Origin of the sequence: Sphaerimonospora mesophila (genome assembly GCF_001417795.1) — a bacterium.
Lineage (GTDB): Bacteria > Actinomycetota > Actinomycetes > Streptosporangiales > Streptosporangiaceae > Sphaerimonospora > Sphaerimonospora mesophila.
Map to the genome: position 1 here is coordinate 172,414 of NZ_BCBX01000038.1, position 26,072 is coordinate 198,485.

Annotated in this window: 25 protein-coding genes; 13 read left to right on the forward strand and 12 right to left on the reverse strand. The window is 69.4% G+C overall.

Annotated features, from left to right (window positions below; all coding sequences use genetic code 11):
* Positions 1-121: 121 nt before the first annotated feature.
* A complete protein-coding gene (locus AP234_RS36420; RefSeq protein WP_152990522.1) occupies positions 122-2,341 on the forward strand; it encodes a hypothetical protein in 2,220 nt (739 codons plus the stop codon).
* 141 nt (positions 2,342-2,482) lie between these two features.
* Here the strand turns inward: AP234_RS36420 and AP234_RS36425 are convergent, their stop codons facing one another.
* The gene (locus AP234_RS36425) at positions 2,483-2,692 is read right to left on the reverse strand and encodes a DUF397 domain-containing protein (protein WP_055481187.1); all 210 of its coding nucleotides are present in this window, start codon (positions 2,690-2,692) and stop codon (positions 2,483-2,485) included.
* A 13-nt stretch (positions 2,693-2,705) separates the two neighbouring features.
* Positions 2,706-3,572: a helix-turn-helix domain-containing protein gene (locus AP234_RS19885; RefSeq protein WP_055481188.1), complete on the reverse strand. Its 867-nt coding sequence runs from the start codon at positions 3,570-3,572 to the stop codon at positions 2,706-2,708.
* A 297-nt stretch (positions 3,573-3,869) separates the two neighbouring features.
* Between AP234_RS19885 and AP234_RS19890 the strand changes: the two genes are divergently transcribed.
* The 3 genes from AP234_RS19890 to AP234_RS19900 all read left to right on the forward strand — a co-directional run bounded on the left by AP234_RS19890 (position 3,870) and on the right by AP234_RS19900 (position 6,121).
* Positions 3,870-4,328 carry an ATP-binding protein gene (locus AP234_RS19890; protein ID WP_055481189.1) on the forward strand — a complete coding sequence of 153 codons (459 nt, stop codon included), beginning with the start codon at positions 3,870-3,872 and terminating at the stop codon, positions 4,326-4,328.
* Between the two features lie 249 nt (positions 4,329-4,577).
* Positions 4,578-5,282: a collagen-like protein gene (locus AP234_RS37350; protein ID WP_055481190.1), complete on the forward strand. Its 705-nt coding sequence runs from the start codon at positions 4,578-4,580 to the stop codon at positions 5,280-5,282.
* Between the two features lie 92 nt (positions 5,283-5,374).
* Entirely contained in the window at positions 5,375-6,121 is a 747-nt protein-coding gene (locus tag AP234_RS19900) for a nucleotidyltransferase domain-containing protein (RefSeq protein WP_055481191.1), read from the forward strand.
* Positions 6,122-6,279: 158 nt separating this feature from the next.
* Here the strand turns inward: AP234_RS19900 and AP234_RS19905 are convergent, their stop codons facing one another.
* From AP234_RS19905 to AP234_RS39240, 9 genes are all read right to left on the reverse strand, one after another.
* Positions 6,280-7,587 carry a condensation domain-containing protein gene (locus AP234_RS19905; RefSeq protein ID WP_055481192.1) on the reverse strand — a complete coding sequence of 436 codons (1,308 nt, stop codon included), beginning with the start codon at positions 7,585-7,587 and terminating at the stop codon, positions 6,280-6,282.
* Between the two features lie 828 nt (positions 7,588-8,415).
* Positions 8,416-9,066, reverse strand: a complete 651-nt coding sequence (locus tag AP234_RS19910) for a phosphoribosyltransferase family protein (protein WP_200926599.1) — start codon at positions 9,064-9,066, stop codon at positions 8,416-8,418.
* Positions 9,067-9,085: 19 nt separating this feature from the next.
* Positions 9,086-10,213: a ribosome small subunit-dependent GTPase A gene (gene rsgA / locus AP234_RS19915; protein ID WP_055481193.1), complete on the reverse strand. Its 1,128-nt coding sequence runs from the start codon at positions 10,211-10,213 to the stop codon at positions 9,086-9,088.
* A gap of 487 nt (positions 10,214-10,700) precedes the next feature.
* A complete protein-coding gene (locus AP234_RS19920) occupies positions 10,701-11,438 on the reverse strand; it encodes a sirohydrochlorin chelatase (RefSeq protein ID WP_055481194.1) in 738 nt (245 codons plus the stop codon).
* Entirely contained in the window at positions 11,420-12,148 is a 729-nt protein-coding gene (locus AP234_RS19925) for a phosphoadenylyl-sulfate reductase (protein ID WP_055481289.1), read from the reverse strand. Before AP234_RS19925 ends, AP234_RS19920 begins: the two co-directional genes overlap by 19 nt.
* A gap of 40 nt (positions 12,149-12,188) precedes the next feature.
* Positions 12,189-12,359: a hypothetical protein gene (locus AP234_RS19930; protein WP_055481195.1), complete on the reverse strand. Its 171-nt coding sequence runs from the start codon at positions 12,357-12,359 to the stop codon at positions 12,189-12,191.
* Positions 12,356-14,038 (reverse strand): nitrite/sulfite reductase, encoded by a 1,683-nt coding sequence (locus AP234_RS19935; protein ID WP_055481196.1) that lies wholly within the window; start codon positions 14,036-14,038, stop codon positions 12,356-12,358. Before AP234_RS19935 ends, AP234_RS19930 begins: the two co-directional genes overlap by 4 nt.
* A gap of 138 nt (positions 14,039-14,176) precedes the next feature.
* A complete protein-coding gene (locus AP234_RS39595; RefSeq protein ID WP_431998870.1) occupies positions 14,177-14,260 on the reverse strand; it encodes a putative leader peptide in 84 nt (27 codons plus the stop codon).
* A 95-nt stretch (positions 14,261-14,355) separates the two neighbouring features.
* Positions 14,356-14,487, reverse strand: a complete 132-nt coding sequence (locus tag AP234_RS39240) for a hypothetical protein (RefSeq protein WP_268778071.1) — start codon at positions 14,485-14,487, stop codon at positions 14,356-14,358.
* A gap of 164 nt (positions 14,488-14,651) precedes the next feature.
* Here AP234_RS39240 and AP234_RS19940 point away from each other — a divergent pair, with 164 nt between their 5' ends.
* The 5 genes from AP234_RS19940 (at position 14,652) to AP234_RS19960 (ending at position 19,418) form a co-directional block, all read left to right on the forward strand.
* Positions 14,652-15,557, forward strand: a complete 906-nt coding sequence (locus tag AP234_RS19940; protein ID WP_055481197.1) for a YihY/virulence factor BrkB family protein — start codon at positions 14,652-14,654, stop codon at positions 15,555-15,557.
* 55 nt (positions 15,558-15,612) lie between these two features.
* Positions 15,613-17,046, forward strand: a complete 1,434-nt coding sequence (locus tag AP234_RS36435; protein WP_152990523.1) for a serine/threonine-protein kinase — start codon at positions 15,613-15,615, stop codon at positions 17,044-17,046.
* A 255-nt stretch (positions 17,047-17,301) separates the two neighbouring features.
* Complete coding sequence (gene glyA, locus AP234_RS19950) at positions 17,302-18,567, forward strand: serine hydroxymethyltransferase (RefSeq protein ID WP_055481199.1); 1,266 nt, start codon at positions 17,302-17,304, stop codon at positions 18,565-18,567.
* 153 nt (positions 18,568-18,720) lie between these two features.
* The gene (locus AP234_RS19955) at positions 18,721-19,017 is read left to right on the forward strand and encodes a type II toxin-antitoxin system Phd/YefM family antitoxin (protein WP_055481200.1); all 297 of its coding nucleotides are present in this window, start codon (positions 18,721-18,723) and stop codon (positions 19,015-19,017) included.
* A gap of 5 nt (positions 19,018-19,022) precedes the next feature.
* Complete coding sequence (locus AP234_RS19960) at positions 19,023-19,418, forward strand: type II toxin-antitoxin system VapC family toxin (RefSeq protein WP_235558274.1); 396 nt, start codon at positions 19,023-19,025, stop codon at positions 19,416-19,418.
* Positions 19,419-19,433: 15 nt separating this feature from the next.
* Here AP234_RS19960 and AP234_RS19965 read toward each other — a convergent pair whose 3' ends face one another.
* Entirely contained in the window at positions 19,434-20,303 is an 870-nt protein-coding gene (locus tag AP234_RS19965; RefSeq protein ID WP_063843004.1) for a DUF1707 SHOCT-like domain-containing protein, read from the reverse strand.
* An 80-nt stretch (positions 20,304-20,383) separates the two neighbouring features.
* Between AP234_RS19965 and AP234_RS19970 the strand changes: the two genes are divergently transcribed.
* The 4 genes from AP234_RS19970 to glgX all read left to right on the forward strand — a co-directional run.
* On the forward strand, positions 20,384-21,958 hold the full coding sequence (locus AP234_RS19970; protein WP_200926601.1) for an ankyrin repeat domain-containing protein: 1,575 nt from the start codon (positions 20,384-20,386) through the stop codon (positions 21,956-21,958).
* 109 nt (positions 21,959-22,067) lie between these two features.
* The gene (locus AP234_RS19975) at positions 22,068-23,684 is read left to right on the forward strand and encodes an isovaleryl-CoA dehydrogenase (RefSeq protein ID WP_055481202.1); all 1,617 of its coding nucleotides are present in this window, start codon (positions 22,068-22,070) and stop codon (positions 23,682-23,684) included.
* Between the two features lie 43 nt (positions 23,685-23,727).
* Positions 23,728-24,156, forward strand: a complete 429-nt coding sequence (locus tag AP234_RS19980; protein ID WP_055481203.1) for an OsmC family protein — start codon at positions 23,728-23,730, stop codon at positions 24,154-24,156.
* Positions 24,157-24,211: 55 nt separating this feature from the next.
* Positions 24,212-26,072 (forward strand): glycogen debranching protein GlgX (gene glgX, locus AP234_RS19985; RefSeq protein ID WP_235558266.1); only part of this gene is annotated, 1,861 nt, incomplete at its 3' end.

The window sequence follows — 26,072 nt, forward strand, 5'->3', positions numbered from 1 at the left end:
GCGATCTTGAAAATTTACGTGAGGTCTCATGGCTCAAGACACTCGCCGAGTCCAGACCGCAGTGCTCGGCAGACCCGACTCCGACCTTCCGCTCTCCCTCCCCACCGATCGCAAGGCGGCAGTGCGCTACCTGTCGCCCTATAAGGGGAAGCGCTTCTTCTGCGGAGTGCATATCGGCGGCTGCGGCTGGCGGCTGATGGACAAGCTCTACGGCGACCGCGTCTGCCACTTCGCGCACTATCCCGATCCCAAAGGGCTGGCCCCCAAATGCGAGCGCCGTTACTTCGGTGCGGACAGCGCTGACCACCTCTACATCCATCGTGGGCTTACCTCGGATCTAGGCAGGCGAGGAGGGAAACAACGCTTTCAAGGCAGGCTCGTGAAAGGCCGGTGCACGGACCTGCTGGTGAATCCGAGCATTAGCCGTTCGGCCATCAAAGTCCAGTTTGTGCATCTCCCGCCCAACGTTTGGACCAGGGAGGACGAAGAACTCCGGGCACGACTTGGCCGAGTCGACTGGATGTTCGGCCCCGAGGCGCTCGGGACCACGAAATATCTACTCGACCGGGACGGCTACGCATTGCGCGTGCGCTGCGAGCAGCAAGGCAGTGCTCGCGTCGTCAAGATCGGCACCCAAACGCATGACGGCGACCTCGAGTGGTCGGACCTGAAAGACTGCGACATCAGCGAGCGAGGGATCGTCACTCCGCTGCTCCGTAAGCTCGGGCGGGTTGCGCCACGTCGAGCAGCGCCAGCAACACGGCTGCCAGGCTTTCCGCTGGATGTCGAGGACATCGTCGTCTACCCGCAGGAGAAGCGAACCCGACCGATAGAAGGGCGCGGTATCCCTGAAGGCTCGCACGTCGCCACGACTGACGTCCAGATCGGCGATGACGAGCGAATCCATGCCCGGCTCATAGTGCCTGACCGTATCGACCTCCTGGTCCACGAGCCGCACGTTCTTTTAAAGCCAGCGTCGGTGAATGTGATGAAGGGGGGCACGCATGTCGTGCCCATATGGACCATCTTCAGCGCGGGTGTCCACCCAGTCCGTCCCGCCGAACAACCGAGCGCCTCTCCTGCACAAACGACGCCGAAGGCTGCGTCAACAGCACCTGCCCAGGCACCTGAGCCGCCGCAGAAGAGAACCATCGACGCTCCTGGTCAGGCCAAGGGGCTGACTCGGCACAAGCTGACCTCGCTCATCCAGGACATGCGCCAAGCGAGAAAAGAGTGGGACCAGCGACGCCTCTTGCAGTTACTGGAGGCCAACACTGAGTTACTCAAGGCCTTGACGCAGCCGTCTCACCTCAGGGAACGGCAGGTGGTCGAAGAACTTCGCCGCTGGGCAACCACGAAGGAGAAAACCTATGGACGGATCGAGCAGGAGGTTCGTGAGCGCAGCGCCGCGCTCACCAGGCACATCGACCAGGCCCTGGCCAATGACGACCTTGAGAGAGCCCAGCGTGAGATAGACGCGCTACGGAAGACGCTGGTACGCGTCTCGCTAAGCAATCCGAAATTCGCTGCCGAAGTGCGGAGTCTGTACGAGCGTGAAACCTGGCTGAGACGAGCCCAAGCAGAGCGAAATCGAATAGCACGCGTCCGCACCCAAGAGACTCGGGCTGAGAGCATCCGTAAAAAGCAGCATAGTCAGCTCGGAGATTTACTGGATCGACTTATGAAGGCGGAAACCGCGGGCGAGGCAGATGCGGTGCGCAGGCTCTATGGCGAAGGACGGTCCCTCCTCAAGAAGCTGGGCGTGCACGCGACCTCAGATGAGAAACGACAGCTCAGTCTGACCGCCCAGTGGTTGGCCGCCCTACCCGTGAAGAGCACGAGCGGGGACGAGAAGTCACCTGGGACATCGGGCGTGACCACCTCTCCCGCCTCGGACGAGATGACCGACCGCACGACAGCCGTACCGAAGAAGACTGCTCGCGGTCAGACCAGCCTTCAGGATCTTGCACAGGGAGTCGGTGACCGCGTGGCCGCCGTATTGAAGAAAGCCGCTCGCGAGCAGACCACCGTCAGTCTGCAGGACCTTGCAAGAGAGGTCGACGCAGACAGCTGGCTGTGCACGATCGCACTCGTCGAGGTAGACGAGGCGGCCGAAAGCGCAGGGCCTCTGTTGTCCGCCCTCGTGACTTCCCCGGACGGAAACGTGAGCCCCGAGTTTCGGGTGATCCTCGCAGGTCTCAATTACGAGGTCCCTCAAACGGATCAAGCGCTTCACCTCATCTGGCAGCGCGAGGTAGAGCGGACACACGCCTTCTACGCGGAGCCCCCGCGGGCGATGCCCGCGAGCCTTGTCCCTCGCAAGCCAGAGGCGGCGCCCTGATCCGCCCAGTCCTTGTGGTGGTGTCAACCATCAACGGTTCGACATCGGCCAGGTCGCCTGCACTTTGCGCACGCACTTGCCCGCAACATGGCGAGCCTTCGACGAATCCACATTGACGAGGGCTCGCCATGTTGCGTCGTGTCAGTCGATGTCGAATTCTCCGTTGCGCACGCCGCCGAGGAACGCACGCCACTCGTCATGACGGAAGACGAGCGTGCCGCCCTCGCGGTTCTTGGTGTCGCGGACGCCGACCACGGTGTCGGTGATCGCCACCTCGACGCACTGTCCGTTGCCCCCGCTGATACTGCTCTTGCGCCATACGGCACGGGACAGATCAAGCTCTTCGTTCACTCCCGTACTCCCTTCACATGCTCTCTCCGTAAACGGAAGCGATGAGACGCCGCGTTTCCTCGGGGCTGGCCGCTACCGCCCGTAGATGCTCGAACACCAGCTTATACTTGACGATTTCATCCTCTTCTTCGAGGAAAAGGTCCGTTGCTGTGCTCTCGATGTAGATCACATCGGGGTTGTCGTTATCATGCTTCATGATGACAAAGCTTCCGGTCATCCCGGGGTGCGCTCCGGCGCTGTATGGGATGACCTGCACCGTGATGTTCGGTTCTTCGCTCGCCTCCACGAGCTTGTGAAGCTGGCCGCGCATGGTCTGCCGACCACCTACCTCCCGGCGCAGCACTGCTTCGTCGATGATGACCCAAAGACGCAAGGGGCGCTCTCTGGTCAGCAGCTCTTGCCGCACCATGCGCGCTTCGACCCGTTTCTCTACTTCCTTCCGTGAAATCGTGGGAAGGGTGCCGCGGATGACGGCGTGGGCGTACTCTTCGGTCTGCAACAGACCGGGCACGAAGAGAGATTCGTAGTTGAGCAGGTTGTCGGCCTCCTCCTCGAAGCCGATGTACGTGGCGTACTGGTCAGGTAGCTCAAGCTGGTGACTCTGCAGCCAAACGCGCTCCCCGGACTCCCGCAGCACCGCGAGCAGGTCATCCCGCCGTTCACCATGGATGCCGTATAAATCAAGCAAGGTGATCAAGGTTCGCTTCTGCGGTCTGGCCCTTGCCGTCTCCAGCCGGTACAGCGTGACCGTGTTGATCCCACTCTCCTCGGCCATCTCTTCCCTTGATTTGCCCGAGTCGGCACGCAGTTTGCGTAGTTCGGCCGCCAAGCGGCGCAAACGAAGCGTCGGTGTCTGCCGTCGCACAGCCAATTTTTCCATCCCTCCTGTCCAGATATGGATTGAAATGCAGTTATATCTTCCTCAGCAAATGCACTCGCAATGGTTGCGTTCGAAATAGCTGCGGTGCATGCTGAGAGTCAAGCCTGCCAGGGAGCGCGCGGCCAGGCAGGCCAAATTGAAAGGCACCACAAGCCGGCAGGGCTGGTGGGGCTTGCTCAGCCTTCCCTGAGCTGTGGGCCACGCCGTTCTGCCTGGGAGCCGGCGGCCGTATCACCTGAGGGGGGACGACGGCCGCGGCTTCCGATCATTCCCCGTCGCCTGCCGTCAGAGGTCGCCGTGAACATCCTGGAGAACGCCCCGCTCGTCGCCTGCCTGGCACTGCCCGCGCTGCCGAAGTCCGTGGCCACGGCCCGCATGTACACGCGCGACACTCTGAAGAAGTGGCGTCTCGACCACATCGTCGAAGCCGCCGAGCTGATCGCCTCGGAGCTGGTCACCAACGCCATCAAGGCGACGTACAGCGGGCTCGGTGACAACCCTGCCTACGTCGAGCTGCACGACAAGGTGAGGCCGATCTGTCTCTGCCTCTACCGGACCTCGTCCAGCACGGTCATCGAGGTGTGGGACGAAACCAGAACCCCGCCGCAGATGCGCGTCACCGGCGACGACGAGGAAGGCGGACGTGGTCTCTGGCTGGTCGAGACGTACGCCAAGGCATGGGGTTTCCGCTGGCCCCGGGCCGACGGACCACGGCCCGGCGGCACGATCGTGTGGGCAGAGCTCGCGACGCCCTGACCTACGCCCCTGCTGACCGGAGGCCGCCCCACCCGTACGCCGGGAGGTCGGCCACCGCTCGTCGGCGCCCTTCACGCGTCGCCGAGACGCCCCGAGACCTGACGTACGGCCCCGGCCGAGCCGTACGTTCGCGTGCGCGCCGCTCCGCCTGGCGGATGATCTACTGTCGCCCGCCAGGTGGACGCCTTGGGGAGACCTGGTTTTCTACGCTGCGCACGACATTGTCGCCGTCCAAGAAGGAGTCGGCTCGTGCGCCGTATCGCGGAGCGGGGAACATGGCTGGCCATCGGCGCCATGACGGGGCTGTTGGCAGGCGGAGCCGGCGTGGCCGTGGCCGTGGCGGATGCCAGAGGCTCCGACATCGTGGCCTGCGTGGGGTCCGACGGGATCGTACGGATCCCCGGTTACGACGGGCAGACGTCATCGGCCATGAGCAGCCCCACACCGTGGCCGACGTCCCGCCCGACCGCGGTGTGTCCGCCGGGCCACCGCGAACTGTCCTGGAACCAGACCGGACCGGCCGGCCCTCCCGGACCCGTCGGCCCGTCCGGGGCGGCCGGTCCCGCCGGTGCCACCGGAGAGACGGGCGAGGCCGGCCCCGCGGGACCGCAAGGTCCCGCGGGACAGAAGGGCGACACCGGCGAGCGCGGGCCCGCCGGTCCGCAGGGCCCCGCCGGACTCACCGGCCTGGAGAAGATCACTACCGTCAAGACCTTCGACCGAGGGCAGGGCGGCGCCGGCCCCACCACCTGTCCGGCCGGGAAGTTCCTCGTGAGCGGCGACCACACGGTCCAGTCCGCCGGCACCCTGGTGAACCCGAACGAGGTCTCGTGGGGGTACGCCTCCAACCGGAACGGTGGACCGTTGAACGACTCCTACGTCTTCGTCCTTCCGAACAACCCGACCGTCTACAAGCTGACCGTCACGGTCACCATCCTGTGCGCGAAGGCCTGAGGCTCAGGTCTCGCTGCCCGGACCTCCCGGCGCCGCCCCGGTGTGCTCAGGACGGCGCCGGGACGCCATTTATCGCCTGAGATAGTTTCGCCATGACCGACCAGACGTTTCTTGACCACGTCGCCGGCCGTCTTGGCGCCCTGCCCGCTGTTCGCGCCGTCACCCTGGGCGGCTCCCGCGCCCAGGGCACCCACACCCCGGACAGCGACTGGGATTTCGCCATCTACTACCGCGGCGGCTTCGATCCCACCGATCTGCGCGCCATCGGCTGGGAGGGCGAAGTCTCCGAGATCGGCGGCTGGGGCGGCGGCGTCTTCAACGGCGGCGCCTGGCTCAGCGTGGACGGCCGCCGCGTCGATGTGCACTACCGCGATCTCGACGTCGTCGAGCATGAGCTCGCCGAGGCCGACCAGGGCCGCTTCCATTGGGAGCCGCTGATGTTCCACCTCGCGGGCATCCCCAGCTACCTGGTGGTCGCAGAGCTGGCGCTCAACCGGGTCCTACATGGCGCTCTCCCCCGCCCTGCCTATCCGGAACGGCTGCGTACGGCGGCCCCGCCGGTATGGCGCGGCCGGGCGGCCATGACACTCCAGTACGCCAAGACCGTCTACGCCGCACGCGGTCAGGCCACCGAGGTCGCCGGCGCTCTGGCCACCGCCGCGATGCAGACGGCCCACGCGGTCCTCGCGGCGCGCGGTGAGTGGGTCACCAACGAGAAGCGGCTGCTGCATCGGGCCGGTCTACGTGGCATCGACACGATCGTGGCGGCCCTGCGGCCGGAGCCGGAGACGCTGACCCGGACCATCGCCGAAGCCGAGGCTCTGTTCCAGGCGGCGTGAACGAGCACGAGCCGTCCCGGCCGCCGGGGATGCCGCGAGCACCGGCGGCCGGACGGCGGCGCAGGACCGCGTACGGGAGTCCGTCCCTGCCGCGGTCCGCCCTTCGCCCCGCCTCCCTCCCTACCCTTGAGATCGCGACGCTTGAGATCGCGCTCGGCTCATGCGGCGATCTCCCGGGCGGCCGAGCCGACCACGAAGGATTCGAGCCGCTGCAGCAGGGCGGTCATCTCGCTCTTGGGCAGGCGGGCGGTGTCGGCGCTCAGCTCCACGCCGAGCGTGCCCTTCCAGCGCATCAGGGCCAGACAGAAGTGGCAGCTGCGCTGGTCCGTGCCGGGGAGCCACTCCAGCTCTGACTCCCCGTCCGCGTGACCGGCGTCGACCGGGTCCTCGCCGGGGCGCAGGTCGTTGAAGCAGCACGACGGAAACATGGGGACGCCCCGGTCGGCGCTCAGCCGGTCGATCATCACATCGAAGGCCAGCGGGTCGTAGCGGGCTCTCCGGTAGGCCGCGAGAACCGCCGGATATTCGCTCACGACGGTCTCGGCGAGGTCTCCTCCCCGGCCCAGGGCGAACAGTCCCAGCTGGTTGAGGCAGGTGACCAGGCCCCTGGTGCGGTCGCTGAAGCGGTTGTGCACGATCGGGGTGATCGCGCACGTCTCCTGCCCGGTCAGCTCACGAAGCAGCATGGTGACGGCCACCATCAGGACCGTGGCCGTACTGACGCCGGTCCGGCGGGCGAGCACCTGTGCGGCGTGGTTGAGCCGGGGCGACGACAGCACGGCCCGCGCGAACCTCGGCGTCGCGCCCGGCCCGACCACGGTCGGGAACATGATGGACGGCACGGTCCGCAGGAGCGACTCCCACTGCGCGATCGCCCGATCCGAACGGGCCGACGCCGCCTTCTCCTCCCGCACCAGGTCGAGCAGCTGCGACGACGGCGGTCGCGCGATCGCCCCGCGTAGCAGCAGCATCCGCAGGTCGCGCACCACGATGTCGGCCGCGTGCCAGTCCGCGACGACATGACTGATCACGAGCGCCACGTGGGTGACGGCGCCGTCGCAGACCACGAATCCGGCGCGGAACGGCTGCTCGCCGTCGTCGAAAGATCGCCCGGCCAGGCGGTCGACGAGGTCCGTCCCGGCGACGTCGGCGTCCCCGCAGGCCGCCTCGACCATCTCGATCGACAGGGTCCCGGCCGCGGCCACCTCCTGGTACGGCCCGGCCGCGCCGAGCCGTACGAGCGATCGCAGGGCGTCGTGCCGGCCCACCAGACCGGCAAGGGCGGCGGCCACGGCCCCGGGATGGCGCGGCCCGCCCGCGCGCGGTACGGCGAGCAGCCGGGGCACGTTGAAGTAGTGCGCGTTGTCCGGTCCCACGTCACGGATGGCCCCCCACACGGCCCGCTGTCCCCACGCGAGCTCTGCCGTACCGGAACGGCTGGAGACGAAGTCCGCCGAAAGCCGCATGACCCTCCTTCGACTGTCATACACTTCCAACTCCGGAACTTTCGGCCCGCGGCTTCCATCTCGGACAGCCGCGAACCCGGTTCGCCGCCGTGCGCTGCATGATGTAGGCACACGGGTCCACCACGACGCGTGCTCACCACGGTGCGCATGGCGACGTCGAACAGGCCGGTCGAACACCTCGGCCCTTTAGCGCTCCCGGGTGCAGGTCAGGGGCACCCCGCCACTCGGGCCCGGTCGGCCTGCGCGGCAAACGGATGGATGAGCAGGCGATGCGGCCCGGCTCGGGCAGGTATCGCCCGGCTGCGGACGCCTTTCACGAACGCCTGAGCCGGTGGTGACCGGCGGGCCAGGCCGCGGCTCATGGCCTGCGGCCCGGATGGAACCTTGCTGCCGGCGGCCGGCGACCCGCCCTCGTCTCGGGGCTCATGAGCGCTCCTCGTCGATCGGCGGCGTCTCCGGCTCGCGCGGCATCGCCTCGATCGCCCGGATTCGTCGAGGGCCCGGGGCGCGTCTCCCGGCGGGACGTGTTGCGTACGGCCGTGGGAACGCTCCCATGAAAGGGTAGGTTTCGCCTCTGAGCGGGTCAAGATCTTGTTATGCCATTCGCCGCGACCCACTGTGACCGGCGGTGGGACGGTAGGCGATCGGTGCACGTGGCGGAAGCCGGCCAGAACGCTCCATCGTGCCGTTCGACGGTCCGGAAACCTCTCCGCCCGATGCAGGCCGCGTCCGGTCCCGCCGTTCACGTTCCACAGGATGAGACGGAGACGGCCTCACCGGTGTCGTCCGGGCGAACGGGCAAGGTCCGTCATCGGCGCGGCTCGCCCCTCATGCCCGCCCCAGCAGTTCGAGCACGTCGTCGTCGGCGAGCTGGTCGAAGCACTCGTACCACTGACCCACCGCCCGGAAACCCTCGGGGGTGGCGAGCACGACGACGTCGTCGGCCTCCGCCCGCAGACTACGCACGGTCTCGTCGGCGGCCACCGGCACCGCCAGCGTGACCCTGCCGCTCCCCTCCTGCCGGGCGCGCACCGCCCGGACCGCCGCGCGGGCGGTGCCCCCGGTGGCCAGCCCGTCGTCGACGACGATCACGTCACGGCCCGCCACCTCGGGCAGCGGCCGGTCGCCCCGGTAGACCCGTACCCTCCGGGCCAGCTCGTGCCGCTCTCGCTCGACCACGTCGGCGACGTCGCCGGGGTCGAACCCGAGCCGGTAGAGGAGCTCGCGGTCGAACACCGGCTCACCGCCCTCGGCGATCGCGCCGACACCGAGCTCCGGCTGGTCCGGGCAGCCGATCTTCCTGGTGACGAGCACCTCCAGCGGCGCCGCCAGCCGCTCGGCCACGGGTACGGCCACCGCCACACCGCCGCGCGGCAGGGCGAGTACGACCGGGTCCTCCAGGGCCATGCCGTACAGAACCTCGGCCAGCAGCGCCCCCGCCTCCGCGCGGTCGGCGAACGGCAGCCGCACCCGTTTCATAGCGGGCTCATACCCATCATCAGGGGCGGTTTCGCCCGGATCGCCGCATCTCCTTGTGGATAATCTTCCACTTGCGGCTCTCCTCACTGCGCAGCCGGGCGTCGGTGCGGGTCGCCATCCAGCGTGCCTCACGCCGCAGCCGGCGCCAGCTGTCCAGTCGCCGCTCCGGCAGCTCCCCCGACTCCACCGCCGCGAGTACGGCACAGCCGGGCTCAGCCGTGTGCGCGCAGTCCGAGAAGCGACAGTTCTCGGCCAGGTCCTCGATGTCCGAGAAGACCAGATCGACGCCGTCACTCATGTCGTACAGCCCGACCCGGCGGATGCCGGGGGTGTCGATGATGAGGCCGCCGCCGGGCAGCATGATCATCTCACGGTGGACGGTGGTGTGCCTGCCGCGCCCGTCTGCCGCCCGGACCTGCTGCGTCGCCATCACGTCGGTGCCGGCGAGGGCGTTGACGAGCGTCGACTTTCCGGCACCGGACGGGCCGAGCACCACCGCGGTCCCGGACCCGGGTGATCCGGACCCGGGTGATCCGGTGAGGTGGGCGCGGACGAGGTCCAGCCCCTCCCCCGTGGGCGAGCAGACGGGGTGGACGGCCACGCCGGGCGCGGCGGCGGACACGTCGGTGAGGAGATCGTCCAGACCCAGATCGAGCAGGTCGGGCTTGGTGATCAGGACGACCGGCCGGGCCCCGCTCTCCCAGGCGAGGGCGACGAGCCGCTCGATCCGGCCCAGGTCGGCGAAGTCGCTCGCGTGCATCGCGGGCTCCGCGACGAACACCACGTCGACGTTCGCCGCGAGCACCTGGCCCTGGCCGTCGCCGGACAGGCCGCCGCGTGAGTCGCGGCTCACCCCGCCGCGGACGAAGGCGGTCGTGCGCGGCAGCACCTCCGCCAGCTCGTAGCGGCCCTCGTCGAGCCTGTGCAGCGCCGCCCAGTCACCCACGCACGGCAGTGCGATCGGATCGTCCGCCGCCGCCCGGCGCACCTGGGCGCCGAACCTGACGTGGTGTTCGCCGTCGGCCGCGAGGACCTCGGCGGCGCCCCGATGGACCCGGGCCACCCGGCCGGGGACGGTGCCGCCGGGGAGCAGTGCCTGAAGCCCGTCGTGCCAGCCGAGCGACGACAGATCGAAAGAGGAAGACATCACTTGAAGACACCCTTCGGAAACCGGGTGCCGAGCGAGATGTCGTGGCTAGGCGGGCACCCGGGAGTTGATGGACGGCATGGTCGTCAGAAAGACCCGCATAGTCCTCACCTCCCCTGTCTGCGGCCGCGCCGATCGCGACGTCTGCCCGAATGGTAACAATATCCTCGCCCACCCCCGCAACCCGTTTTCCCGCCCCGCCCCACCCCACCCCACCTCCAACCGTGATCTTGCGAATTCTCGCACGTCGAGCCGAGACCAGGGATTTCACGTTCGCGATCTTGCAGTTTCTCGCAGACGTATGCCCTGAGCAGCGAAAGAACCCTTCGTGATCTTGCATCGTCCCGACTGCGAGATCACGAAGGGTATCGGAGCAGGCCAGGAGGCTCGCCTGCGAGAAACTGCAAGATCAACGAGGATATTCGCCCAGGTCAGGAGGGTGGCCTGCGAGAATTCGCAAGATCACGCGCGGAGGGTGGGGGGTTCGTTAGGCCGACTCGGCGGTGATGCCGTTGCGTACGGCCTGGCCGTAGCGTTCGAGGAGGATCGTGACGAGTTCGGGGGCGGGGCCGAGGACGTCGGCCACGCGGTGCGCCCCGGCCCGGAGGGTGTCCTGCCGCACCTTGTCGGAGAAATGGCCCGGCGCGAGCAGGTAGGGGGCCACCACCACCCTCGGGGCTCCGGCGCGCGTGAGCCGTACGACCTCCTCGGCCGGGGTGGGGGCGGCGGCCGAGGCGTAGGCGGCGGTGACCGACCACCACGGGCGCGATCCGGCCCACCGGCGGGCGAGGTCGCCGACGACCGCGTTGGCCCGCGCGTCGCTGGAGCCGGCGGAGACCAGGACCACGGCCGTGCCGGGGTCGCCGATCTCCACCCCGGCCTCGGCGAGGCGCCGTTCCAGGGCGGTGACGAGCAGCGGATGCGGGCCCAGGGTCGAGCCGAGGTGGACGCGCAGCCACGGCCGCAGCGCCGACGCCTCCCGCAGCGCGGCGGGGATGTCGACGTGGCTGTGGTAGGCCGCGGTGAGCAGCAGCGGGAGGACGGCGGCCTCGTCCAGATCGGCCAGTGCCCGGGCCGGAGCCGGAGGCGTGTGATCCAGGTAGGCGGCACGCACCTCCAGATCGGGGCGGGCGAGCCGCACCCGATCCAGCAGGGCCTCCACCGTGGCGGCGGCGCGCGGGTCGCGAGACCCGTGCGCCACCGCGATCAGAGGTGTATGCCGCATTCGAGCTTCCCGAGGCCGGCCCAGCGGCCGCTTCTCGCGTCCTCACCCGGCTCGACGCGCCGGGTGCAGGGGGCGCAGCCGATCGACGGGTAGCCGTCGTGGTGCAGCGGGTTGATCAGCACGCCGTTGTCGGCGATGTAGTTGTCGACGTCGGCCTGCGTCCAGGCGGCGATCGGATTGATCTTCACCATCTGGCGCTTGGCGTCCCACTCCACCACCTTCGTGTCCGCCCGCGTCGGCGAATCGTCCCGCCGGATCCCGGAGATCCAGGCCAGGTACGGCTCCAGCGCCCGGTTGAGCGGCTCCACCTTGCGCAGGTAGCAGCACAGGTCGGGGTTGCGGCCGTACAGCCGGGGCCCGAGATCGCGGTTCTGCTCCTCCACCGTGCGCGTCGGCTTCACGTTGATCACGTTGACCTTGTGCACCGCCTCCACCGCGTCCCGCGTGCCGATGGTCTCGGCGAAGTGATAGCCGGTGTCCACGAACAGCACGTCGACCCCCGGCTTGACCCGGCTGACCAGGTCGATCAGCAGGGCGTCGCTCATCGAGGAGGTGAGACAGAGCCGGTCGCCGAACGTCGCGGCCGCCCAGCGGATGATCTCCCGGGCGGGCGCGTTCTCCAGGAACGCGGCCGCCGATTCAACGATGCCCTGCAGGTCGAGCGTCGCCCGCTGCCTTTCAAGTCCGGCCGCTATCTCCACCAGTGTCACCGCCAACACTCCACTCCTCACACACGCCGGTCATCACTGCTCACAACGGACGCTGGACGCCGAGTCCGAGGAAGCGCACCCGGAAGGCCCGGGCGCAGGAACGGCAGTACCAGCCGTGGCTCTCCTCCTCGGTGACGTACGGCTCCAGGTCCTCATCGCCGCAGTAGGGGCAGTAGAAGGGCACGGCCCGTTCCGTGCCGGGGCCGCTCATCGGAGATCGGCCTCGTCCGCCCGCCGGACCCACTCGCTGAAGCTCTCGCCCTCGTCCCGCTGCTTCTCGAAGTTGCGTACGACCCGCTCCACGTAGTCGGGCAGCTCCGCCGCCGTGGTCTTGAGCCCGCGGACCTTGCGGCCGAAGGCCGACGTCGCGCCGAACGCGCCGCCCAGGTGGATCTGATATCCCTCGACCTGATCGCCGCTGTCGTCGACCACGAGCTGGCCCTTCAGGCCGATGTCCGCGGTCTGGATGCGGGCGCAGGAGTTCGGGCAGCCGTTGAGGTTGATCGTCAGCGGCTCGGTGAAGTCCGGCAGGCGGCGCTCCAGCTCGTCGATCAGCTCGGACGCGGCGTTCTTGGTCTCGACGATCGCGAGCTTGCAGTACTCGATGCCGGTGCAGGCCATCGTCTGCCGGCGGAACGTGGACGGGTTGACCTGGAGATCGGCCGCCTCCAGCTCGGCGACCATCGACTCCACCCGGTCGGGCGCGACGTCGAGAATGACCATCTTCTGCTCGATGGTCGTCCCGACCCGGCCGGAGCCGTGGCGCTCGGCGATGTCGGCGATCAGGTGCAGCAGGTCGCCGCTGAGGCGGCCCACCCGGGGGGCGAAGCCGACGTAGAAGTTGCCGTCCCGCTGCGGGTGGACGCCGACGTGGTCGCGGCGGCCGCCGCGCGGCGTCTGCGGAGCCGGGCCGTCGGGCAGGTCGTACTTGAGGTACTCCGTCTGCAGCACGTCGCGGAACTTCTCCGGTCCCCAGTCCTTGACCAGGAACTTCAGCCTGGCCCTGCTGCGCAGCCGCCGGTAGCCGTAGTCGCGGAAGACGGAGGTGACCCCGGCCCACACCTCCGGGACCTGCTCGGGGCGGACGAACACGCCGAGCCGCTGGGCGAACATCGGGTTGGTCGACAGGCCGCCGCCCACCCAGAGGTCGAAGCCGGCCTCACCCTGCTCGTCGACGACGCCGACGAACGCCACGTCGTTGATCTCGTGCACGGTGCAGTGCGCGGCGCAGCCGCTGATGGCTGTCTTGTACTTGCGCGGCAGGTTCGAGAACTCGGGGTTGCCGATGTAGCGCTCGCGGATCTCCCGGAGCTGGGCCCTGCCGTCGATCACCTCGTCGGCGTCGATCCCGGCGAGCGGGCAGCCGAGCATCCCCCGGGGCGTGTCGCCGCAGGCCTCGGTGGTGCTCAGCCCGACGGCCTCCAACCGCGCCCAGATGTCCGGCACCGACTCGATCTCGACCCAGTGGAGCTGGATGTTCTGCCGGTCGGTGACGTCGGCCGAGCCCCTGGCGTACTCGTTGGAGATGTCGGCGATGACCCGCAGCTGCTCCAGGCTGAGCTGGCCGCCGTCGGTGCGGATCCGCATCATGAAGTAGCGGTCCTCGAGCTCCTCCGGCTCCAGGACGGCCGTCTTGCCGCCGTCGATGCCGGGCCTGCGCTGCGTGTACAGGCCGTACCAGCGGAACCGGCCGCGCAGGTCGGACGGGTCGATCGAGTCGAAGCCGTGCCTGGCGTAGACGTCGACGATCCGCTGACGGACGTTGAGCCCGTCGTCGTTCTTCTTGTTCTCTTCGTTCGCGTTCAGCGGCTCGCGGTAGCCGAGGGCCCACTGGCCTTCACCGCGTGGGCGCTTGTGGTGGCGATTCGCCGGGCGTACCGGGGTGCTCATGGGCGCGTCCTTTTCCGAGGATCGATTTCTGATCGGTCCGGGGCGCGGCGCAGGCTCCTCCCGCCTCGTCATCGAGTGCAGGGGCATGCGAAAAGGACGCCAGGCGGCGCGCCCGAGTGGAACAGCAGAGGGCGGCGGTCAGCCGGCGTCGATACACATGGCACTGCGGACACGCTGAAGGTCGACGTGGCGTCGCACGACGAGCAACGGATCCGCTGGCATGTCACAAACGATACCCGGGAGATCCCAGATGTCCAAGTTCTGGTCCAATATGCGGACGTGATTCGCGAATTATGTCCCGTTCTCGCCCGGCGCCCTCATCCCTTGCGCACCCAGTTCTCCGAGGGTTCGACCTGCCCGTCGGCCCTGGGCTCCTTGTGCTGACAGTCACACCACGAGCCGCCGCGGCAGTCCTGGTGCCTGCGGTCCTTGCACGCCGCACAGATCATCGTGCCTCCTCCGCTCCCCAGGGAGGGCCGGACACTCCCTAGCACCGTCCCATGCCCTTATCCTTGGCCTCTAGTTCTTTCTCACACCGGTCGGGTGCCAATTGACCACAACAGACGCGTCGGCGCGCACGCGGCGATCGCCGAGGCATCTGTCACGCCGTGGCATGGCGGTGGCCAGGGCCGGCCTGAGCTGGATCAGAGACACCAGCGTGTGGGCCCTGGCGAAGGCGACCACGATCGCCGGGATCAACTACCGGGTGACCGGTCTCGCCGGCGAGGCGGCGTTCTTCGCGCTGCTGTCGCTGCCGCCGTTCGTGCTCGGACTGCTCGGCGTCATGGGACATCTCAGCGGCCTGCTGGGCGAGCACACGGTGCAGGACATCCGGCGGTGGGTCATCGACCAGTCGGAGCTGCTGTTCACCCACAACACGGTGGAGCGCGTGGTCGAGCCGCTGCTCGCCGACGCGCTCACCGGCGGCCAGGTCTCGCTGATCTCCGTCGGCTTCCTGTTGTCGCTGTGGTCCGGCTCCCGTGCGCTGTTCGTCTACGTGGACCTGATCTCCATCGCGTACGGCCTGGGCGAGGAGCGGGGCATCATCCGTACCCGCGTCATGTCCTTCGCGCTCTATGTGGCCGCGCTGCTGATCGGCCTGATCGTCATGCCGATCCTCGTCATCGGGCCCACCCTGCTGTCGAACGCGCTGCCGCGGTACGAGGTCGTCGTGACGATCTTCTACTGGCCGGTGGTCGTGCTCGGCTCCGTCTTCATGCTCACGCTGCTCTACCACGTCAGCGTGCCGCGCCGGACGCGGTGGTGGCGCGAGATCCCGGGCGCCGTGCTCGCCCTCTTCATCTGGATCCTCTGCGCGGCCGTCCTGCGCGAGGTGCTGGCCGCGTGGTTCACACCGCTGTCCGTCTACGGCTCGCTCGCCGCCCCGATCGCCGTACTGCTCTGGCTGTACATCACCGCCCTCGCCGTGCTCATCGGCGCGACGCTGAACGCCGAGGTGGACCGCCTGTGGCCGCTGAACGGCATGGCGCGGCACCAACGTGAGTCCGGTACGGCCTGACCCGATTTAGGGGAATCTTCGCCAAATGGTGGCTGATCCGCCAAGATGGGCTCCGATGAACGGGCAGCAGTCAGGAAGCGCCACAAGCGATCTCACCGCCTCGCATCGGCGGACGATCGGGCCGTACGTGCCCCTACGCCGTCTGGGCGAGGGCGGGATGGGGATCGTCTACCTCGCCCATGACCCCGCCGGGGGTAAGGTCGCGGTCAAGGTCATGCGCCCGGAGCTCGCCTCGCAGGAGGAGTTCTTCAACAGGTTCCGCAAGGAGGCGGAGGCCGCCAAGCGCGTCGCCCGGTTCTGCACCGCCCCGGTGCTGGACGCGGGCCAGGACGGCGACCTGCACTACCTGGTCACCGAGTACGTCGACGGGCCCGACCTGTCCGCCGTGGTCGACGCCCAGGGACCGCTGACCGGCTCCAACCTGGACGCCCTCGCCGTCGGCGTGGCCACGGCCCTCGGCGCGATCCACCGGGCCGGGGTGGTCCACCGCGACCTCAAGCCCTCGAACATCCTGCTCGCGCCGGTCGGCCCGCGGGTGATCGACTTCGGCATCGCGCAGCTCGCCGACGCGCTGGCGGAACGCACCAGGGCGACGATCGGCACACCGAGCTACATGTCCCCCGAGCAGGTGCGCGGCGACCTCGTCACCCCCGCCGCCGACATCTTCGCGTGGGGGTGCGTGGTCGCCTACGCCGGCACCGGCCGCCCGCCGTTCGGCACCGGCGCAGCCCCTGAGGTGCTCTATCGGGTGGCCCACCACGTGCCCGTGCTCGACGGCCTCGACGAGCGGCTGCGGCCGCTGGTCGAACGGACCCTGGACAAGGACCCGGCCCGCCGCCCGACCGCCCAGCAACTCCTGGACCGGCTGCTCGGCCGGGAGGAGGTGGCCGTGGAGGCCGCCACCCGGATCGTCAGCGACATCTGGACCACCCCGGAACCCGGGGAGGCGACGGTGGACAGGAAGGCCGCGGCGGTCCGGGTGAGCACGCCCGGCGGCGGCCGCAGGCGGTGGCTGCCGATCGCCGGGGCCGGGGCGTTCGTCGCCGCTTCCGCCGCCGCCCTGTTCCTGGTGCTCCAGAACGGGATCGGTACGCCGGATCCGCCGAAAGGGCCGGTCGCGACCCGTGACGTCCAGTTCCAGGGCACAACGTTCAAGATGACGATCGAAGCGGTGCGGCGGCGGGGATCCTCCGTCGGCGTGCAGTGGGAGGTCAAGGCGACCGGAGGCTCCAACTGGTGGCCCCCGGACATGCTCGGAAGCACGGTCGCCGGTGCGGGCCTGCTCGACCCGCCGACCGGGTCCAAGTTCAGCCCGGCGAAGAAGGACGGGGCGTGCCTGTGCAGCACCGTTCCCCGCAACTACCTCGAGCCCGGGGACAACCTGCAGCTCTACGCGAGTTTCAGCGACGTGCCCGAGGACCTGAAGACGATCAGCGTCGACCTTCCCGGCGCCGGGCTGTTCGACGACATCCCGATCCACGACGGGTGACCCCACCGGGGATCTCCACGCGGGGTCGGCGAACGTCGGCATCCCCCGCGTGGGCGTCTTCCGCGACGTGCTGATCTCCGACGCCTGAGCCGTACACGGCTCCGGGACGCTCGGATAGGGTTGAAGGCACCGCGACTGGCGCTGTGTGCCCCCAGGGCACGGGTAATAGGTGGGGCACCACCGGGGAGCGAGTCCGCGGCGGCCGTGCGCCTGGGTCGCCGCCCTCGATGAAGTGTCGATGGAGAAGGAAGCGCCATGGCCGAGAACTCGCTGAACGTCGTCGATCCCGAGATCGCCGAGCTGATCAGGGCGGAGGAGCGGCGGCAGACCGACACGGTCAAGCTGATCGCCTCGGAGAACTACGTGTCCCGTGCGGTGCTCGAGGCCACCGGCACGGTGCTGACGAACAAATACTCCGAGGGTTACGCCGGCAAGCGCTACTACGAGGGCCAGCAGGTCATCGACCGGATCGAGACGCTCGCGGTCGAGCGGGCCAAGTCGGTCTTCGGGGTGCGTCACGCCAACGTCCAGCCCTACTCCGGCTCCCCCGCCAACCTCGCCATCTACCTGGCGTTCCTCAACCCCGGCGACACCGTGCTCGGCATGGGCCTGCCGTTCGGCGGCCACCTCACGCACGGCTGGTCGGTGTCGGCCACCGGCAAGTGGTTCAACCCGGTCCGGTACGGCGTGCGCAGGGACACCGGCCGGGTCGACATGGACGAGGTGCGCGCCCTCGCGCTGGAGCACCGGCCCAAGCTCATCTTCTGCGGCGGCACGGCCATCCCCCGCACGATCGACTTCCCGGCGTTCGCCGAGATCGCCCGTGAGGTCGGCGCGGTGCTCGCCGCCGACATCGCGCACATCGCGGGACTCGTCGCGGGCGGCGCGCACCCCTCGCCGGTCGGCCACGCCGACGTGATCTCGACGACCACGCACAAGACGCTGCGCGGGCCGCGCGGCGCGATGCTGATGGCCGACTCCGACGAGCACGCCACGGCGCTCAACAAGGCGGTCTTCCCCGGCCTGCAGGGCGGTCCGCACAACCACACGACCGCCGCCATCGCGGTGGCGCTGCACGAGGCGGCCCAGCCGGAGTTCAAGGCGTACGCCGCGCAGATCGTGAAGAACGCGCGGGCACTCGCCGACGAACTGCTCGCCCGCGGCTTCGACCTGGTCTCGGGGGGCACGGACAACCATCTGATCCTGATGGACCTGACCCCCAAGGGCGTCGGCGGCAAGCCGGCCGCCAAGGCGCTCGACCGGGCCGGCCTGGAGACCAACTACAACGCGGTGCCGTTCGACCCGCGTAAGCCGTTCGACCCGTCGGGCATCCGCATCGGCACCCCGTCGGTCACCTCGCGCGGCATGGGCGAGGCGGAGATGCGCCAGATCGGGGCGTGGATCGACGAGGTGGTCTCCGCGGTCGCCAAGGGCGAGTCCGAGGCGGAGGAAGTGATCTCCCGGGTCCACCGCGAGGTCACCGAGCTGACCGCCCAGTTCCCCGCCCCCGGCCTGTCCTGACCCACCGGCCCCTCCCGCCTCCGTGACCCCGGGAGATCACGGAGGCGGGAGGGAGACCACAGCGCGACTACTCAGGGAAACGATTCGGATACACACTGTGCCGTTTCAGTCCTGAGAAGGGCCGCGCTGCTTTACGGTGTGCCCGTGACAAGCATGATGGAGAACATGGAGCGCATCGGAGTCACCGAGTTCACGGACCACGTCTCGGACTACCTCGACAAGACCCTCGCGGGCGAGACCATCGAGGTGGTCAAGAACGGCCGCACCGTCGCCCGGCTGGTTCCCGTTCCCGGATCGACCAACGTCATCGATGAGTTGGTGGCTCAAGGCCGCGCCGTCCCGGCGACTGGAGATCTCGCGGAGTTCCTCGCACAGGTCGAGACCGAGCCGTACAGCGATGTCAGCGCCACAGAGGATCTCATCCGGATGAGGGAGGAGGAGCGGTTTTGATCTATATGGACAGCGCGGCGGCGGTCAAGTTGATCTATCCTGAACCGGAGTCGAAGGCTCTGAGGGAGTGGCTCGGTGAGCGAGTGAAACGGAGAATGCTCTCCTCCACGTTGATCGAGGTGGAGACTCATCGGACGATTCGAAGAGTCGCTCCCGAACGTTTGACAATGATCGCTCCTTGCCTGGCCAATATCATCCGGATCGAAATGGACGTCGCGGTGCGTGGCGTCGCAGCACAGATCGGCGACCGGCACCTGCGAAGCCTGGATGCGATCCATCTGGCCACCGCGATGCAGTTGGGCGCCGTCATCGAACACTTCGTGACCTACGACAAGCGACTGCTCGCCGCGGCGACCGCCATGGGGATGCCCGTCGCCTGTCCCGGAGCCTCGCTCAACTGAGGCATCCGGAGTCGGTCAGCGGCGGGGGCCGCCGTACGGGGGCGGCGGAGGCGCGGGAGGCTCCGGCGGGAAGCCGCCGCGGCGCATCTCGCGCCAGGCGTCCCGAGCCTCACGGCCCGCCTCGCGGGCACCCCGGTGCAGCTCACGGGCGTTCTCCCGGACCTCGCGCATCATCTCGCGGCGGGCCTCCCGGTCGTATTCGAGCGCGTGCCGGATGTTGTGCTCGATCTGATGACCGATCTCGTGACGGCGCTCCAGCCACCAATCGGTCCACGCGCCCAACGCACGCTTGATCGGCTCGGCGCGGGAGTCGCCGATGACCTTCACATCACCTGCCACCACATGGGCGCGCACCCGCACCACGGGGGCGTTGTGGCCGGTCGGCGCCTCCACGACCCGGACCTTCTTGTCCCCCATGATGGTGAACCCGGAGAGCTCGACGTCGACGCCGTCCGGAACGATGATCTTGACGTCGCCCATCACGCAGGTGACCACGATGTCGACCTCGGGGGTGCGCACCTCGGCCTCGCGGAGGTCGATGGTGACGTCGCCCATCACGCACACCGCGCCGATCTCCTGGTCGATGCGCCACTTGCCCTTCCGGTTGGTGTCGCCCATCACGGCCACGATCCAGTCGCGCACCCTGCCCTTCTGGCGTCCGGGCCGAACGGACCGCGAAACCCCCGGACCGGGGGCCGGGGCTCCACCGGGGAGGTCCGCGGTGAGCTGCGCCAGCTCGGAGTGGGTCCGGGCGAGATAGGCCGCCTCGGTCCGCTCGGTCAGCTCGGCGAGCGTCAACCGCCCCTCGACCGACGCCTCGCGGAGTTTCTCCACCACGGCCTCGCGTTCGGCGTCGGAAGCACGCATTTCACCCGGATCGTTCACGATGTCTACGGTAACCCCATCGTGCGTGCGCTCCCATCCTCCCTGGGAACGATTATGCGGGCATATGTGAGCATGGAAGGGTGACCCGGAGCAGGCTTCTTGACGCGGTGGCGGCGGGCGACATGGCACGGGTGGCGGGCATGCTGCACCCGGACATCACCCTGACCACCGCACTGAACCCCGCTCAGGGCACCACGCCGCTCTACCACGCCGCCGTCGCCGGACACCACGAGATCGTCCGGCTGCTCCTTGAGTACGGCGCCGAGCCCGACCGGCCGAGCCACGGCGAGGACGAGGGGCTTCCCCTGTGCGCCGCCGCGTGCTGGGACCACGCGCAGACCGTCCAGGCCCTGCTCGACGGGGGCGCCGACCCCGACGCCAGGGAGCACGGCGGCTGGACCGCGCTGCTGTGGGCCTCGGCCAACGGGCATCTGGAGTCGGCCGACGTCCTGCTCGACGCCGCGGCGGACCCGGACGGGGCGAACGACGACGGGGACACCCCCCTGACCCTCGCCGCGCGCTTCGGCGCGTACGGAATCGTCCGGTCGCTGCTGGAGCACGGCGCCGACCCCTCCCTGCCCGGCTCCGGCGGCCGGACCGCGCTGGAGATCGCCAGGCGGTGGGCGTCGGTCGACCTGGAGAGCGCGCTGCGCGAGGAGGTCGCCGCCCAACTGGGGGAAGAGCACGCGGAGGGCGACCACACCGTGGTCACATCCGGATGTGCCGGCCCCGACGGCACCCGGCTGATCACAGTCGAGGCGCGCCGCCCCGACGGCGGCCGCGTCGCGATCAGCAGGCAGTGCGGCCACGTCGCGATCGCGACGCACCTGGAGATCGTCGTCGGTGTCCGCCCGCCCGTCGCCGAGCTGATCGAACGCGTCATGCCGTACCGGGAGATCGACGCGGAGGACGAGACGTGGTGGGCGGCCGTGCAGGCGCTGCGGCGGCGACACGACGACGAGACGTTCGAGGCGATGACGCGGCTGTGCGACAGCCCCGACCCGGTCGAGCGCGAGTTCGGCGCCGACGTGCTCGCCGAGTTCGGCCATGACATGGAGCACGACCCCTATCACGAGCGGGCCCTGGCGATCCTGCGGGACATGGCCCGCCAGGAGAGCGATCCGCGGGTCGTCGAGTCCGTCCTCCACGCGCTCGGCCACCGGGCCGACGAGCGGGCCCTGCCCGAGGTGCTGGACATCGTCAACCTGCCCGGGCGGACGCCCACGGTGAGCGATGCGGTGGCGCTCGCAGCCGTCCTGCCCCCGGACGACGAGGCGGGGATCGCCGCGCTCATCAGGCTGAGCGAGAGCGCCGACCCGGAGGTGCGCGACTGGGCCACCATGGGCATCGCCGGCCTGGCCGCCGACACCCGGCCGATCAGGGAGGCGCTCGCCGACCGGCTGTCCGACAGCGATCTGACGACGGTGGCCGAGGCCGCCCTCGGGCTGGCCGAGCGCGGGGACCGGCGGGCGATCGGCGGCATCCACCGCGTGCTGTGCGAGGGCGGCGGCGGGCGGAGCGGGGAGCGTACGGACCATGAGGACGAGCATCGGAACGACGACTGGGACTACGCCCGCGACCTCGTCCTGGAGGCGGCCGCCGAGCTGGGGCTGGAGATCGGCGAAGCCGGGATCGGCGGCGCCGGAGTCGTGTGAGCTGGCGGTTCCGGCGGCATCCGGGGATGCTGAATCCGTCCCGACAGGTCAGCCCATCCGACCGGTCGACCCGTCCGGCAGGGCGGCCCCACCCCGACAGGAGGACCCAGTGACCCACGACGTGACCAACCAGGTTCCCCCGCTGACCGGCCATGACGTCTCAGCCGACCGCGCGCTGCTGGAGGGTCTCGCGCGGGAGGGCGCCGACTGGTCGACGGGGGAGCTCCATCGGCTCGGCGTGCTGGCCGGGTCGGCGCGGGCGCAGGAGTGGGGCAGGCTGGCCAACGAGAACCCGCCCGTGCTGCGCACCCACGACCGGTACGGCAACCGCATCGACGAGGTGGAGTTCCATCCCGCGTGGCACGAGCTGATGTCGGTCGCGGTCGCGAACGGCATGCACGCCGCGCCCTGGACCTCCGCCCGGCCCGGCGCGCACGTGGCCCGTGCGGCCAAGTTCTTCGTCTGGTCGCAGGTCGAGGCCGGGCACGGCTGCCCGATCTCCATGACGTACGCGGCGGTGGCCGCGCTGCGGCACTCCCCCGCGCTGTGCGCCGAGTGGGAGCCGCTGCTGGCCTCGCGCACCTACGACTTCGGGCTGCGCCCGGCGGCCGGCAAGCGCGGCGTGCTCGCCGGCATGGCGATGACCGAGAAGCAGGGGGGCTCCGACGTCCGGGCCAACACGACGCGGGCGGAACCGCTCGCCGACGGGACTTTCGCGATCACCGGGCACAAGTGGTTCAACTCGGCGCCGATGTGCGACGTGTTCCTGGTGCTGGCCCAGGCGCCGGGTGGCCTGTCGTGCTTCCTGCTCCCCCGCGTCCTGCCGGACGGGACGCGTAACGCGATGCGGCTGATGCGGCTGAAGGACAAGCTCGGCAACAGGTCCAACGCGTCGGCCGAGGTCGAGTACGAGCGCGCGATCGCGTTCCCGGTCGGCGAGGAGGGCCGGGGCGTCCGCACGATCATCGAGATGGTCAACATGACCCGGCTCGACTGCGTGATCGGCTCGGCGGCCGGCATGCGGTACGGCCTGGCGCAGGCGCTCCATCACGCCCGCCACCGCAGGGTCTTCGGCAGGGAGCTGATCGACCAGCCGCTGATGCGCAACGTGCTCGCCGACCTGGCGCTGGAGTCCGAGGCGGCGACCACGCTGATGCTGCGGCTCGCCGGGGCGACCGACCGGGCGGTACGCGGCGACGCCGGCGAGGGCCTGTTCCGGCGGGCGGCGCTGGCGGCGGCGAAATACTGGGTGTGCAAACGCGGCCCGGCGCACGCGGCCGAGGCGCTGGAGTGCCTGGGCGGCAACGGGTACGTCGAGGAGTCGCAGTTGCCCCGCCTCTTCCGTGAGTCGCCGCTGAACGGCGTCTGGGAGGGCTCCGGCAACGTGGCCGCGCTCGACCTGATGCGGGTGCTGACGCGCGAGCCCGAGGCGGCCGAGGCGTTCTTCGCCGAGGTGGCGCTGGCCGGCGACCGCCGGGTCGCCGACGCGGCCGAGCGGGTCCAGAAGACCATCGCCTCTGCCGGGGAGGCGGACGCGCGGCGCGTCGCCGAGGAGATGGCCCTGGTCCTGCAGGCGTCCCTGCTCGTACGGCACGCGCCCGCCGCCGTGGCCGACGCGTTCTGCGCCTCCCGCCTGTCCGGCGACTGGGGGCGGGCCTTCGGGACGCTGCCGCAAGGAGTGGACTCGTCGGCGGTCCTGGACTCCTCGGTGATTACCGGGCGCTAGGGTCGTCCATGGAAATGATTCTCACCATGGAAAGGGGATCGCGATGGCGACCACTCGTACCGCCACGACCCAGTGGAAGGGCGCCCTGCTGGACGGCTCGGGCTCTGTGTCGCTGGATTCCTCCGGAATCGGCACCTTCGAGGTCTCCTGGCCGTCCCGCGCTGAGGCGGCCAACGGCAAGACCAGCCCCGAGGAGCTGATCGCCGCGGCCCACTCCTCGTGTTTCTCCATGGCGCTGTCCAACGGGCTGGCGAAGGCGGGGACCCCGCCGCAGTCGATCGAGACCAGGGCCGACGTGACCTTCCAGCCCGGCGAGGGCATCACCGGCATTGTGATCTCGGTCCGGGCGCAGGTGCCGGGGATCTCCGCCGAGGACTTCCAGCAGGCGGCCGAGACGGCCAAGGCCAACTGCCCGGTCAGCAAGGCCCTGGCGGGCACGACGATCTCGCTGAACGCGGAACTCGTCGGCTGATCGGATGACGTCCCGGGCCCCGCTATCGTGCGGGGCCCGGGGAGAATGGGGTGATATGCGCGAGGTCTGGCCGGGCGAGCAGTATCCTCTCGGCGCCACCTGGGATGGTGTGGGCACCAACTTCTCGGTGTTCTCGGAGGCGGCCGAGCGGGTGGAGCTGTGCCTTTTCGACGACGACGGCGTCGAGAGCCGCGTCGATCTGCCCGAGGTCGACGGGTTCGTCTGGCACGGCTACCTGCCGGGGATCATGCCCGGGCAGCGGTACGGCCTGCGCGTGCACGGGCCGTACAAGCCCGAGCACGGCCACCGGTGCAACCCCGACAAGCTGCTGCTCGATCCGTACGGCAAGGCCGTCGAGGGCTCGGTGCGGTGGAACGAGTCGCTGTTCTCCTACTATTTCGCCGACCCCGGGCGGCTGAACTCCACCGACTCGGCCCCCTACATGCCGATGAACGTGGTGATCAACCCGTTCTTCGACTGGGGCGACGACCGCCCGCCGCGCACGCCGTACCACGAGACCGTGATCTACGAGGCGCACGTGCGCGGCCTCACGATGCGGCATCCGGGGGTGCCCGAGGAGCAGCGCGGCACCTACGCCGGGCTCGCGCACCCGGCCGTGCTCGATCATCTGCGCTCGATCGGGGTGACCGCGGTCGAGCTGATGCCGGTGCACCAGTTCGTGCCGGAGCACGCGATGGTGGCGCGCGGGCTGACCAACTACTGGGGCTACAACACGATCGCCTATCTGGCCCCGCACAACGCGTACTCCAGCGCCGGGCAGCGGGGCGAGCAGGTCCAGGAGTTCAAGGCCATGGTCCGCGCGCTGCACGAGGCGGGGATCGAGGTGATCCTCGACGTCGTCTACAACCACACGGCCGAGGGCGACCACATGGGCCCGACGCTGAGCTTCCGCGGCATCGACAACGTCGCCTACTACCGGCTGCGCGACGAGGACCGGCGCTACTACCTCGACTACACCGGCTGCGGCAACTCGCTCAACGTGCGCTCCCCCCACGCGCTACAGCTGATCATGGATTCGCTGCGCTACTGGGTGCAGGAGATGCACGTGGACGGCTTCCGCTTCGACCTCGCGGCCGCGCTCGCCCGCGAGCTGCACGACGTGGACCGGCTGAGCGCGTTCTTCGACCTCATCCAGCAGGACCCGGTGATCTCCCAGGTGAAGCTGATCGCCGAGCCGTGGGACGTCGGCCCGGGCGGCTACCAGGTCGGGAACTTCCCGCCCCTGTGGACCGAGTGGAACGGCAAGTACCGCGATGCCGTACGCGACTTCTGGCGGGGCAGCGCACGGACCATGCCCGAGTTCGCCTCCCGGCTGTCGGGCTCCAGCGATCTCTACGCCACCAGCGGCCGCCGGCCGGTCGCCTCGATCAACTTCGTCACCTGCCACGACGGGTTCACCCTCACCGACCTGGTCTCCTACAACCGCAAGCACAACGAGGCCAACGGCGAGGACAACCGCGACGGCACCGACGACAACCGCTCCTGGAACTGCGGCATCGAGGGCCCGACCGACGATCCCCAGATCGTACGGCTCCGGAGGCGGCAGCGGCGCAACTTCCTGGCCACGCTGTTCGTGTCCCAGGGCGTGCCGATGATGGCGGCCGGCGACGAGTTCGGCCGCACCCAGCACGGCAACAACAACGCCTACTGCCAGGACAACGAGATCTCCTGGGTCGACTGGTCGCTGGCCGAGACCGAGTCGGACCTGCTGGAGTTCGTCCGGCGGCTCGCCGAGCTCCGGCGCGGCCACCCGGTCTTCCGCCGGCGCAGGTTCTTCCGGGGCAGGGTCCGCGGGGGCGTACGCGACATCGTCTGGCTGACCCCGGCCGGCGAGGAGATGACCGACGCCGACTGGGACACCGGTTACGCCAAGTCGCTCGCGGTGTTCCTCAACG

What these genes read in the sequence shown, in the direction of transcription:
- AP234_RS19935 (WP_055481196.1), bottom strand. Translation starts at nt 14,038, where the DNA reads ATGAGCACCCCGGTACGCCCGGCGAATCGCCACCACAAGCGCCCACGC.
- AP234_RS39240 (WP_268778071.1), bottom strand. Translation starts at nt 14,487, where the DNA reads ATGATCTGTGCGGCGTGCAAGGACCGCAGGCACCAGGACTGCCGCGGC.
- AP234_RS19955 (WP_055481200.1), top strand. Translation starts at nt 18,721, where the DNA reads ATGATGGAGAACATGGAGCGCATCGGAGTCACCGAGTTCACGGACCAC.
- AP234_RS19980 (WP_055481203.1), top strand. Translation starts at nt 23,728, where the DNA reads ATGGCGACCACTCGTACCGCCACGACCCAGTGGAAGGGCGCCCTGCTG.
- AP234_RS39595 (WP_431998870.1), bottom strand. Translation starts at nt 14,260, where the DNA reads ATGCCAGCGGATCCGTTGCTCGTCGTGCGACGCCACGTCGACCTTCAG.
- AP234_RS19905 (WP_055481192.1), bottom strand. Translation starts at nt 7,587, where the DNA reads ATGCGGCTTTCGGCGGACTTCGTCTCCAGCCGTTCCGGTACGGCAGAG.
- AP234_RS19940 (WP_055481197.1), top strand. Translation starts at nt 14,652, where the DNA reads ATGGCGGTGGCCAGGGCCGGCCTGAGCTGGATCAGAGACACCAGCGTG.
- AP234_RS36435 (WP_152990523.1), top strand. Translation starts at nt 15,613, where the DNA reads ATGAACGGGCAGCAGTCAGGAAGCGCCACAAGCGATCTCACCGCCTCG.
- AP234_RS19910 (WP_200926599.1), bottom strand. Translation starts at nt 9,066, where the DNA reads ATGAAACGGGTGCGGCTGCCGTTCGCCGACCGCGCGGAGGCGGGGGCG.
- AP234_RS19960 (WP_235558274.1), top strand. Translation starts at nt 19,023, where the DNA reads ATGGACAGCGCGGCGGCGGTCAAGTTGATCTATCCTGAACCGGAGTCG.
- AP234_RS19885 (WP_055481188.1), bottom strand. Translation starts at nt 3,572, where the DNA reads ATGGAAAAATTGGCTGTGCGACGGCAGACACCGACGCTTCGTTTGCGC.
- AP234_RS19930 (WP_055481195.1), bottom strand. Translation starts at nt 12,359, where the DNA reads ATGAGCGGCCCCGGCACGGAACGGGCCGTGCCCTTCTACTGCCCCTAC.
- AP234_RS19900 (WP_055481191.1), top strand. Translation starts at nt 5,375, where the DNA reads ATGACCGACCAGACGTTTCTTGACCACGTCGCCGGCCGTCTTGGCGCC.
- rsgA (WP_055481193.1), bottom strand. Translation starts at nt 10,213, where the DNA reads ATGTCTTCCTCTTTCGATCTGTCGTCGCTCGGCTGGCACGACGGGCTT.
- glyA (WP_055481199.1), top strand. Translation starts at nt 17,302, where the DNA reads ATGGCCGAGAACTCGCTGAACGTCGTCGATCCCGAGATCGCCGAGCTG.
- AP234_RS19920 (WP_055481194.1), bottom strand. Translation starts at nt 11,438, where the DNA reads ATGCGGCATACACCTCTGATCGCGGTGGCGCACGGGTCTCGCGACCCG.